Origin of the sequence: Allotamlana fucoidanivorans (assembly GCF_045788535.1) — a bacterium.
GTDB classification, from domain to species: domain Bacteria; phylum Bacteroidota; class Bacteroidia; order Flavobacteriales; family Flavobacteriaceae; genus Allotamlana; species Allotamlana fucoidanivorans.
On record NZ_CP074074.1, the window covers coordinates 725,121 to 737,512 of the forward strand.

General features: G+C 35.6%; 9 protein-coding genes. 6 read left to right on the forward strand and 3 right to left on the reverse strand.

Going from position 1 to position 12,392, the window contains the following annotated elements; genetic code table 11:
- Positions 1-48: 48 nt before the first annotated feature.
- The 3 genes from KFZ70_RS03385 to KFZ70_RS03395 form a co-directional block, all read right to left on the reverse strand.
- Entirely contained in the window at positions 49-483 is a 435-nt protein-coding gene (locus KFZ70_RS03385; RefSeq protein ID WP_139697132.1) for an Rrf2 family transcriptional regulator, read from the reverse strand.
- 72 nt (positions 484-555) lie between these two features.
- Entirely contained in the window at positions 556-903 is a 348-nt protein-coding gene (locus KFZ70_RS03390) for a hypothetical protein (protein ID WP_139697130.1), read from the reverse strand.
- Positions 903-1,877, reverse strand: a complete 975-nt coding sequence (locus KFZ70_RS03395) for a polyprenyl synthetase family protein (RefSeq protein ID WP_139697128.1) — start codon at positions 1,875-1,877, stop codon at positions 903-905. Before KFZ70_RS03395 ends, KFZ70_RS03390 begins: the two co-directional genes overlap by 1 nt.
- 126 nt (positions 1,878-2,003) lie before the next feature.
- On the opposite strand from KFZ70_RS03395, the gene KFZ70_RS03400 reads away from it, so the two are divergent.
- The 6 genes from KFZ70_RS03400 (at position 2,004) to KFZ70_RS03425 (ending at position 12,378) form a co-directional block, all read left to right on the forward strand.
- Positions 2,004-2,609, forward strand: coding sequence for a TetR/AcrR family transcriptional regulator (locus KFZ70_RS03400; protein ID WP_139697126.1), 606 nt, complete (start codon positions 2,004-2,006; stop codon positions 2,607-2,609).
- A gap of 2 nt (positions 2,610-2,611) precedes the next feature.
- Positions 2,612-3,955, forward strand: a complete 1,344-nt coding sequence (locus tag KFZ70_RS03405) for a TolC family protein (protein WP_139697124.1) — start codon at positions 2,612-2,614, stop codon at positions 3,953-3,955.
- 25 nt (positions 3,956-3,980) lie between these two features.
- Positions 3,981-5,159, forward strand: a complete 1,179-nt coding sequence (locus KFZ70_RS03410) for an efflux RND transporter periplasmic adaptor subunit (protein WP_139697122.1) — start codon at positions 3,981-3,983, stop codon at positions 5,157-5,159.
- A gap of 17 nt (positions 5,160-5,176) precedes the next feature.
- Positions 5,177-8,668: an efflux RND transporter permease subunit gene (locus KFZ70_RS03415; RefSeq protein ID WP_139697120.1), complete on the forward strand. Its 3,492-nt coding sequence runs from the start codon at positions 5,177-5,179 to the stop codon at positions 8,666-8,668.
- A 123-nt stretch (positions 8,669-8,791) separates the two neighbouring features.
- The gene (aspS, locus tag KFZ70_RS03420) at positions 8,792-10,546 is read left to right on the forward strand and encodes an aspartate--tRNA ligase (protein WP_139697118.1); all 1,755 of its coding nucleotides are present in this window, start codon (positions 8,792-8,794) and stop codon (positions 10,544-10,546) included.
- A 44-nt stretch (positions 10,547-10,590) separates the two neighbouring features.
- The gene (locus tag KFZ70_RS03425) at positions 10,591-12,378 is read left to right on the forward strand and encodes a chloride channel protein (protein ID WP_139697114.1); all 1,788 of its coding nucleotides are present in this window, start codon (positions 10,591-10,593) and stop codon (positions 12,376-12,378) included.
- The last annotated feature ends 14 nt before the right edge of the window (positions 12,379-12,392 follow it).

Consider the following 12,392-nt stretch of genomic DNA (forward strand, 5'->3'; position numbering starts at 1 on the left):
ATTTACGTTTATTTAGGATATTTTTGTCCTCTTTTGTTTTAAATTTTTTTACGTCTTTAAAAATGACACCCCCGATTTTATATCAAGCGCTAACTCTTCTAAACTAGTGTGTTCTAGCATCTCTCTTAACTCAGTGCGTATTGTTTTAAATTTGTCATGAACTGGGCAAGGATGCTCTTCATCACACTTATGCAAGCCTAAGCCACATCCATTATAAATACCATCACCATCAATGGCATTTACTATTTGAGATAATTTCACGGTTGCAATTCTATTTTTATCAATTTGAAAACCGCCATAGGCCCCCTTAATAGAATTAACCACACCATGCCTCACCAACGCTTGTAATATCTTAGCTGTAAACGCTTGAGGCGAATCAATTTCTTGTGAAATTTCCTTTGGGCTTACCAACTCTCCTTCATAGGATTTAGTTGCTATAAAAATAGCTGCTTTTATACCATACTCACAAGCCTTTGAAAACATATATCTCTTTCCTTATTCTGTGCAAAGTTATAAATAATTTATTAATTAAGACTAATTTATCTTAATTAAAGCTTAATAATAATTCTTAAACCATACTTTTTGCCATTCTCGTCTTAAAATTAAGAAAGATACAGCTTCTGAAAGCCTAAGTATATCAGCTTCTTCAAGTCGTTTAATGTCATCTTCAGAAACATCAATAATATATAGCAGATTCAAATACTCCATAAATTTGTTCTGAATTAAATTGAATACCGTTTCTTGGAGTATTACTCTTAAGCTTTCAGGCAAAATATCTTCATGAAAGCTAACATCTATATTAGCCAACTGAAAATCTTTGTTGAGTTGAAAGATGAGCTTTTGGTATAATTGTAATTGATTAGCTTCTTTTATTAAGCCCTCAAATGTTATTGGTAATTTCATTACACCGTTCTATTCATTAGGCTATTGCCAAACGCTTTTAGCAGCTCTTTCTTATCATTAGAAATATCAAGCGTTTCTAAAACCGAAAAAGCTTTATTTGTATACTTTTGAATGGCCGCTTTAGTTGCTTTAGCAGCTCCTGATTCCACAAAATAATGCTTAGCTTTTTGAATTTTAGCCTGAACATCCTCAGGATTGGTTGAAAATAATTGGGCTAATTCAGCTTTATCACTTGCATTTGAAAATTCTAGAGCTTTTATAAATAAATAAGTTTTTTTATTTTCTATAATATCACCTCCTACTTGTTTTCCAAAGGTTTTAGGATCACCAAAAGCATCTAAATAATCATCTTGTAATTGAAATGCAATCCCCAAATTTCTACCATAATCATAAATACCTTCTTGATCTGCGGTTGAAGCTTTGGCTACTATAGCACCCATTTTTAACGCTGCTGCTACCAAAACGGCTGTTTTATATTCTATCATTTTTAAATACGCCTCTACCGTTACATCTGTTCTTGTTTCAAAATCAACATCATATTGTTGGCCTTCACATACTTGCAAGGCTGTTACACTAAACAATTTAGCCAAAGCCTGAAACGTTTCAGCATGATAATATTCAAAAAGTTGATACGCCATAATCAACATTGCGTCGCCAGACAGAATACCTGTATTAACATCCCATTTTTCATGAACCGTAGTGTGCCCGCGGCGCAACGGTGCATCATCCATAATATCATCATGAACCAATGAAAAGTTATGAAACACCTCTACACTTAAGGCTGCATTCATAGCTTCTTTATAAGAACCGCCAAAAATATCAGCAGCCATTAAGGTAAGCACTGGTCTGAGTCTTTTGCCGCCTAAACCAAGTATATAAACAATGGGCTCATACAGATTATGCGGCTCCTTTACGGTGGCATACCGCTTTAAATAATCGATAAATTCCTGTTGGTAGTGTTCTACTGAATGCATCAAACAAAAATAATGCAATTCCTCATATTAAAAAGCACCTGCATCAATTTAATGTTAAGAAATCATTAATACTACGGAAACTATTTTGGTTTTTAAAGTTTCCTAATGTACTTTTGCCGTCACTATATGAGACATAAAATAATAAACAAATCGGCAGAACTGTTCTTAACACTTGGTTTTAAAAGTGTTACTATGGACGATATTGCCAATGAATTAGGCATATCAAAGAAAACGATATACGTACACTTTAAAAACAAAACCAAGCTTGTTGAGGCCGTGACCTTTGAGGTTTTTGAAACTATTTGTGATGGTATTGATTGTATTTGCAATAACTCTACCAATCCTATTGAAGAACTTTACGATATTAAACTATTTGTTTTAAAGTACCTAAAAAACGAAAAAACCTCGCCGCAATACCAACTTAAAAAATACTACCCTGATATTTTTAGAAAACTGCACATAAAACAGTTTGAAAAAATGCATGATTGTGTAACAAAGAGTCTTCAAAAGGGGGTTGATACGGGTTTATTCCGATCAAATTTAGATGTAAATTTCATATCACGCATCTATTTTAATGGTATGACCGGCATAAAAGACGAAACTTTTTTTCCGCAGACCATTTTCTCCATGGAATACCTAATTGAGAGTTATTTAGAATATCATTTAAGAGCCATTGTGACTCCTCAAGGACTTGAATTATTAAATATGTTTATTACAAAAAATCAATCATAACAATGAAAAAGAAACTAATTGTATTTTTTAGTTTAGTATTTGTCATCTCTGGTTATTCGCAAGAAGCGCCTCAAACCTTTTCTTTAAATCAGGCTATAGATTTTGCCTTAGAGAATAACAGAAATGCAAAAAATGCCAAGCGCGATATAGAAGCGGCTTACAAACAAAAATGGGAAACCATTGCTATTGGTTTACCTCAGTTGAATGCGAATATTGAGTACCAAAATTTTATTAAGCAGCCCGTTAGTTTACTTCCAGGAGAAATTGCTGGCGGAGAACCAGGCACTTTTGTTCCTATTACCTTTGGTACCAAACAAAACCTTAACGCCTCAGCCACTGTAACACAAAAAATATTTGATGGCACCTATATTGTAGGCTTGCAATCTACTAAGGTATTCTTAGAAATTTCAAAAAATGCTGCCATAAAAACTGACCTAGAAGTTAGAAAGGCTATCATAAATGCCTACGGAAATACTTTGGTAACCGAAGAAGGTGAAAAAATTCTAATTGAAAACAGAAATACACTAAGAAAGAATCTAGACGAGCTTACCAAAATTTATGAAAATGGTTTAGAAGAAGAAGAAAGTGTTGAACAACTAAAAATTACCCTATCTGATATTGAAAGCGCATTAAATAATTATACCAGACTTAAGAAAGTATCGTATCAAATGCTTAATATGACCTTAGGTTTAGATATTGATCATCCTATAATTCTAACTGATAATTTAGAAACATTAACAGCTCAAAATGTAGACTTGCATTTAATCAATGATCCATATTCTGTTGAAAACACAATAGACTACCAAATTGCTGAAAATAATAAAGAATCAAAAGAACTTTTGGTAAAGCTAGAACAAAGCAAAGCTCTACCTGCTTTAAGTGCTTTTCTTAATGGCGGATATACAGGAAACAGCAATACATTTACGTTTACCAACCGTGATCAAATTTGGTTTGGTTCATCCCTATTTGGTGTAAACCTAAGCATTCCTATTTTTAGTTCGGGGATGCGTGGAGCATCAACACAGCGCGCTAAAATTAATTTAGAAAAATCCATAGATGACCTTATGGAAACCGAACAACGTATAAAGCTTGACGTGGCAACAGCTAGAAGCGCCTATCAATTTGCTCTGGAAGATTATTCAAACAAAAAAGAAAATCTGGATTTAGCAAAACGTATAGAAGCCAAAAACGAAACTAAATTTTTTGAAGGCATTGCATCTAGTTTTGATTTAAGACAGGCACAAATTCAACTATACACCGCGCAACAAGATTTTCTAAAGGCTATGCTAGATGTTATCACCAGAAAAGCAGAGCTTGAAACCTTATTAAACACCGTCAACCAATAAATTATCCATTCAAAACATAAACAAAATGAGAAACCTATATACCTTACTTTTCGTTTCGGCTATATTATTGTCCTGTGGGTCTGGCAGCAAACACTCAGTTGAAGATATTATTGCATCACAGAATCTGGAATCTATCAGAAAAAAGAAATCTGAACTAGACCTAGAGGCTCAAGATATTTCTGCCCAACTTAAAGCGCTTGAAGCGGCAATAAAAAAATTAAGTCCGCAATCTAAAGTGCCTTTAATCACCACTATTAAAGTTCATGAAACCATTTTTAATCACTTTGTTGAATTGCAAGGCAGCGTTAACACCAAACAAAATATTGTTATTTACCCTGAATTTTCGGGGGTTTTAACCAAAGTATATGTAAAAGAAGGCCAAAACGTAACTAAAGGCCAACTTCTCGCTAAAATTGATGATGGCGGCTTGAGTCAACAACTATCACAGTTAGAAATTCAAGCAAATTTAGCTGAAACTACTTTTGAGCGTCAAGACCGCTTGTGGAAACAAAAAATTGGCAGTGAAATTCAATATTTACAAGCAAAAGCTTCTTATGAAGCACAAATTCAAGCCAGAGACCAATTGAAGCAACAAATTGCCAAAACTGAAGTAAGAGCTCCGTTTTCAGGCACTATTGATGATGTGATTACAGAACAAGGTAGTGTAGTGGCTCCAGGTCAATCTCAATTATTTAGAATTGTAAACCTAGAACACATGTACATAGAAACAGATGTTCCGGAACGTTATGTATCTCATATCATTCCTGGTAAAGCCGTGAAGGTAAACTTCCCTATTCTTAATAAAGAGGTAGACACCAAAGTGCGTCAAGCCGGAAACTATATCAATCCAGCCAACAGAACCTTTAAAGTAGAAGTTGCTGTTCCTAATGAAGATAAATCGATTAAGCCAAACTTGACAGCCAAACTAAGTATAAATGATTATACAAATCCAAAAGCTATTTTAATTCCGCAAAGTATTATTTCAGAAAACGCTCAAGGACAGCAATATGTTTACACAACTGTGAATAAATCGGGAAACAAAGCTAGTGTGAAACGTACTTTCATTGAAACTGGTAGAACACAAGGTGACGTGATTGAAGTGCTTTCTGGTGTTGAAAATGGCGATGAAATCATTGATGAAGGTGCCCGAAGCGTGAAAGATGGGCAAGAGGTTAAAATTCTTGAGATTGAAGCTTCAAATTAATTCCAAAGACTAAGCAAATGACTGATAAACAGAAAAAAGTAAACAAAGAATTTGGTCTATCATCATGGGCAATTAACAATAAAACAACCATGTATGTTTTAATTGCCTTGATACTTATTCTTGGCGCGGGCGCTTACTTTAGTATGCCTCGTGAAAACTTCCCTGAAATTAAAGAGACTAAAATATATATAAGTTCCATATACCCTGGAAATACTGCGGAAGATATTGAAAAACTCATCACAGATCCTATTGAAGATAAGTTAAAAACGGTAAGCAACGTTGTAGAGATTACCTCAACGTCTCAAGAAGACTATTCAATCGTTATTGTTGAATTTGATGAAAATATTTCGGTTGAAGCCGCTAAACAAAAGGTGAAAGACGAAGTAGATTCTGAAACAGCTGGCGAAGATTGGCCCACATTTAACGGTGCCAAAGTAGAACCTAACGTTTTTGATCTTAGCATGTCTGAAGAAATCCCCATTTTAAACATTAACATCTCTGGAGACTACCCTGTAGATAAGTTAAAAGAATACGGGGAGTATTTGGAAGATGAAATTGAAGGCCTTCAAGAGATTAAACAAGTAGACATACGAGGCGCCCAAGAAAAGGAGGTTGAAGTGGCTGTTGATATTTACAAAATGATGGCTGCTCAAGTAAGTTTTGATGATGTTATAAATACCATTAGCAGAGAAAATATGACCATGTCTGCAGGTAACTTAATTACCAGCGGTCAGCGCAGAACAATCAGAATTTTAGGTGAAATTCAAAACCCTGAAGAACTTGAAAATTTTGTAGTGAAGTCTGAGCGTAACAACCCCATTTACCTTAAAAACATTGCCAAAATCACCTTTAAAGATGAAGACAAAACCACCTTTGCAAGAGAGTTTGGAGACCCTGTTGTGATGCTCGACGTAAAAAAACGAGCAGGTAAAAACATGGTGGCTGCGGCTGAACAAATTCAAACTATAGTAAAAGATGCCATTGATAATGTATTCCCTCCAGATTTAAAAGTAACAATAGCCAATGATCAATCCTCAAAAACCATTGGCCAGGTTGACGATTTAATCAACAATATTATTTTTGGTATTATTTTGGTAGTCACTGTTTTAATGTTCTTCCTTGGGTTTAAAAACGCCCTGTTTGTTGGGTTTGCCATTCCTATGTCTATGTTCATGTCACTAATGATTCTCAACAACTTAGGATATACTATGAATACTATGATTCTCTTCGGATTAATCATGGGATTAGGTATGTTGGTAGATAACGGCATTGTAGTGGTTGAAAATGTTTACAGACTCATGTCTGAAGAAGGCATGAGCCGCATTGAAGCGGCCAAAAAAGGAATTGGAGAAATTGCGTTTCCTATTATCATTTCAACAGCTACCACAGTGGCTGCATTTATTCCGCTTGGGTTATGGCCTGGGGTTATGGGGCAATTCATGATTTACTTCCCAATCACGCTTTCTGTTGTGCTTGGCTCATCCTTATTTGTTGCCATATTTTTCAATTCAGTATTAGTCTCTCAATTTATGACTGTTGAAGATAAGAATATGCCCTTAAAGTCCATTATTAGAATCTCCATAATTGTTGGTAGTATTGGCTTATTAATTTTAATATTTGGTGGTGCGTATAGAGGTCTAGGTACATTAATGATAGTTACTGTTATACTATTATGGATTTACAGACTTTTTCTAAGAAAATGGGCTAACGGATTTCAAAACAACATACTCCCAAATTGGGAACGCGCGTATGAAAAAACTTTGCGTTTTGCTTTAAGTGGCAGAAAACCTGTTGCAATAACCATAAGCACAATTGTCTTACTTTTTATTGCATTTATGGGTTTTGGTGCTTCTGTTGGCACTCAAAGAACAAAAGTGGAATTCTTTCCAGATAACACGCCCAATCAAATCATAGTTTACATTGAATACCCTGAAGGTACTGAAATTAACAAAACCAATGCCATCACAAAAGATATTGAAAAGCGGGTGTATGCAATTATAAATGACCCTCAATATATGGATGGTGATTATAATTTCCTTACTGAAAGTGCGGTTTCTCAAGTGGGTGAAGGTGCAGGAAATCCGCAAACAGATGGCGGATCGGCTGCTGAGATGCCACATCGAGGCAAGATTACCGCTACTATGAGGGAGTTTAAATTTAGACGTGGAGCTGATAGTCAGGAATTACTCAAAAAAGTTCAGGAAGCCCTTAAAGACGTCTATCCAGGTGTTGCTATTTCTGTTGAAAAAGATGCCGTTGGTCCTCCAGCAGGATACCCTATTAATATTGAATTGGAAGGTGAAGATTATTCCGAGCTTATTGCTACTGCTGAGAAAATGCGCGCCTTTATCAATGCTCAAAACATTCAAGGTATTGATGAGTTAAAAATTGATGTCAATAAATCAAAACCCTCCATGCAAGTGCTTGTTGATAGAAAAAAAGCAGGAGAATTGGGTATTACATCTGGTCAGGTGGGACAGCAGTTAAGAAATGCCATTTTTGGAGCTAAGGCCGGTATTTACAAAGAAGATGGCGAAGACTATGATATTTATGTAAGGTTTAATGAAGAAAACAGGTATAATACCAGTGCTATTTTCAACCAAAAAATAACCTTTAGAGATATGGCCTCTGGGCAAATAAAGGAAATTCCTGTGTCTGCAGTTTCAAAACAAAATAATAGTTCGGGGTTCAGTGCCATTAAACATAAAGATGTAAAGCGTGTGGTAACCCTCTATTCGGCTCTAGCACCAGGGTTTATTGATGCCGCCGCTATTGTTAGTGAAATTCAGAAAGACATGCAGGGTTTTACCGAAAAGCCCGATGGTGTTAAAATTGATTACACAGGTCAAATTGAAGAACAGCAAAAACAACAAAACTTCTTAAATGGAGCGTTTATAGCTGGTTTGGGTCTAATCTTTCTCATATTAATCTTTCAATTTAACTCAGTCTCAAAACCAGGCATCATTATGCTCGCTATATTCTTAAGTTTAATTGGGGTATTTGGCGGTATTGTAGTCACAGGGAGTTCATTTGTTATTATGATGACCATGATGGGTATTATTTCGCTTGCCGGAATTGTAGTAAATAACGGTGTGGTTCTTCTTGATTACACACAACTGCTTATTGACAGAAAAAAGGTAGAACACAACTTAAATGAAGATCAATACATCAATCAAAATGAGCTTTTAGAAGCCATTGTAAAAGGCGGTAAAGCTCGTTTACGCCCTGTACTTCTAACGGCTATTACTACTATTTTAGGATTAATTCCATTGGCCACAGGATTAAACATTAACTTTTTTACCTTATTTAGCGAATTTAACCCCCATATTTATGTAGGTGGGGACAATGTTATTTTCTGGGGACCATTAGCATGGACCGTAATTTACGGTTTATTAGTAGCTACGTTTTTAACACTGGTTGTTGTTCCCATTTTATTTTACTTGGTCACTAAATTCAAAATGTGGTTATTTAAAGATAGGGTAGCCAAATACAGTGATAACATAGCCTAATACATATAATTAATTGTGTGACTAACTCGATTATCTGTAAAAAAGCTTCAATATAATTATTGAGGCTTTTTTCATAAATTAAATCGTTTAACTTCACTAAATTTGCACCTCAATTTTACAACTATGTACAGGAGTCACAACTGCGGCGAATTAAGAGCTGCTCACATCAATACAGAAGTTATATTATCAGGCTGGGTTCAAAAATCTCGTGATAAAGGATTTATTGTTTGGGTTGATTTAAGAGACCGATACGGCATCACACAATTAGTGTTTGATGAAGAGCGCAGTTCCAAAGAACTTATTGAAAGAGCTCAAAATCTAGGTCGGGAATTTGTCATTCAAGTGACTGGACAGGTTATTGAGCGTGCTTCAAAAAATCCTAACTTACCTACTGGAGAAATTGAAATTTTAGTATCTAAGTTAACGGTTTTAAATGAAGCTAAATTACCGCCATTTACTATTGAAGATAAAACAGATGGTGGCGAAGATATCCGAATGAAATATCGTTATTTAGATATCCGCAGAAACCCTGTAAAAAACAGTTTAATTTTTAGACACAAAGTAACGCAAGAGGTTAGAAATTATTTATCAAATGAAGGCTTTATTGAAGTTGAAACGCCTTATTTAATCAAATCTACTCCTGAAGGTGCTCGTGATTTTGTAGTACCTTCAAGAATGAACGAGGGCCAATTTTATGCCCTTCCGCAATCGCCACAAACCTTTAAGCAATTACTTATGGTAGGTGGTATGGATAAATACTTTCAGATAGTAAAGTGTTTTAGAGATGAAGATTTACGTGCCGATAGGCAGCCAGAGTTTACGCAAATAGACTGTGAAATGGCCTTTATTGAGCAAGAAGATATTCTTAATGCTTTTGAAGGATTAACTCGTCATTTACTTAAAGAAATTAATGGTGTTGATGTTGATAAATTTCCAAGAATACAATACGATGATGCCATGCGTTTATATGGAAACGACAAACCAGATATTAGGTTTGGAATGACCTTTGGCGAATTAAATGCCGTAACGCAGCATAAAGATTTTGGTGTTTTTAATAGTTCTGAGCTTGTGGTTGGCATAGCCGTTCCTGGCGGAAATAGTTATTCAAGAAAAGAGATTGACCAATTAATTTCTTGGGTAAAGCGTCCACAAATTGGAGCATTGGGCATGGTGTATTGCAGATGTAATGAAGATGGAACCTTTAAATCTTCAGTTGACAAATTTTATACCCAAGAAGATCTGGCTCAATGGGCTGAAGTAACTGGTGCCAAAGCAGGTGACTTAATTTGTGTACTTTCTGGCGACACCAATAAAGTTCGTGCACAATTAAGTGCCTTACGTATGGAACTAGCAGAACGTTTAGGCTTACGTAACCCTAATGAATTTGCACCATTATGGGTCATGGATTTTCCGCTGTTAGAATGGGATGAAGACACCGAGCGTTATCATGCCATGCATCATCCTTTTACTTCACCAAAACCAGAACAAATAGAATTACTAAAAACAGATCCAGGATCAGTAAAAGCAAATGCTTATGACTTGGTATTAAATGGTAACGAAATTGGTGGTGGCTCTATAAGAATACATGATAAGGAAACACAATCGCTCATGTTCGATTATTTAGGATTCACTCCAGAAGAAGCCAGAGCACAGTTTGGCTTTCTAATGGATGCTTTTCAATATGGTGCGCCGCCACATGGTGGATTAGCATTCGGACTAGATAGATTAGTTGCTATTTTAGGAGGACAGGAAACTATTAGAGATTTCATTGCCTTCCCTAAAAATAATTCGGGGCGTGATGTTATGATTGACGCTCCTGCTCCTATTGATGATGAACAGCTTGAAGAATTGAGCTTAAAACTAAATTTAAAATCATAAAATAAAATCCTGCTTCACGCAGGATTTTTTAGTAATTTTATACTATGCCCACTACAGGTAAAAGTCTTTTAAGAAAGTTTTTAATCTGGAAATACAAACATATTTCAGAACGTCAATTTGTTTATATACTAAGCATATTAGTTGGTTTTTTGGCTGGAATGGGTACCGTTACGCTTAAAAACTTAACACATTATATTCGTTACTTTTTTGGCTTATATATTTTTCACGACTACCAAAGTACCTTGTATTTTGTATTACCCATAATTGGTTTGTTATTGGTTTATATTATCAAACAAACTTGGCTTAAAAAACATATTGGTCATGGTATATCGTCAACCTTATATGCTATTTCAAAACTAAATGGAATCATCCCTAGATATAATATTTATGCAGGCTTAATCACAGCACCCTTAACCGCTGGATTTGGAGGATCTGTAGGTCTTCAAGGTCCCGCCGTAAGTGTGGGTGCCGCTTTAGGATCAAATGCAGCGCGTCTTTTTCATATGAATGCCAAAACCCGAATGCTACTTATTGGTTGTGCTGCTGCTGGTGCCATGGCCTCTATGTTTAAAGCACCTATTGCCGCTATTGTATTTGCTGTTGAAATTTTTAGTTTAGATATAGCGTTTGCCTCATTGGTTCCGTTATTACTCGCTTCAGTTTCTGCTGTGGTAACATCCTATTTATTTCTTGGCACAGATGTTCTTTTACGGTTTGAACTAACAGACAAATTTATGGTTAAAGACATTGGGTTTTATGCTGTACTGGGTATTGTAACGGCTTTAGCTTCTGTCTATTTTTCAAAAGTCTTTTTTTCTATTTCTAATTACTTCAAACAGTATGACAGTAGAGCATTCCGCTTATTAATTGGTGGTGTAGCCATAGGATCTATGCTTTATTGTATACCGCCGCTTTATGGTGAAGGTTATGGTATAATGAACAACTTACTAAAGGGCGATCATTTGGCGGCTATTGGTAAAACACCTTTTAATTTTGATTTGAATAATATTTGGATTGTTATAGGATTGCTATTTGGTATTGCTGCCTTTAAAGCCATAGCTATGACTACTACTTTTGGGGCTGGCGGCGTTGGAGGAGTTTTCATTCCTACGCTAGTTATGGGTAGTGCCATTGGTAATGGCTTTGCCAAAGTGATAAATAACTTGGGACTAGATTTTCATGTTTCAGAATCAAATTTCACGCTTATTGGTATGACTGGTCTTATGGCTGGTGTACTCCACGCTCCTTTAACCGCCATTTTCCTCATTGCAGAAATTACAGGTGGTTATGAACTATTTGTGCCCTTAATGATTGTTTCTGCTATATCATTCTCTATGACAAAATACTACGTGTCTCATTCCATTTACACCCTTAAACTAGCGGAGCGTGGCGAGCTCATGACACATGACAAAGACCAGAATGTCCTTATGGTGCTTGACATTGATAAGGTTATTGAGAACAATTTTGTGATTTTAAAACCCGATATGACACTGGGATATATTTTGAAAAATGCCGTAGCAAAGTCGTCCAGAAATCATTTCCCTGTAGTGAATGACAACCATGAATTTTTGGGCGTTATTAGGCTTGATGATATGCGCCATATGATGTTTGACGCTAATTTATATGACAAAGTTAAAGCGTCATCACTAATGCATGCCGATCATGGTACCATTAATTATGATGAAGACTCTATGAATGATATTATGGAACGCTTTAAAACGAGTGGCGCTTGGAATTTGCCCGTTATTAAGGAAGGAAAATATTACGGTTATATTTCAAAATCTAAATTACTAACCGCATACAGACAACAACTTATTAATTTCACTCAATAGTTTTTTATCAATGT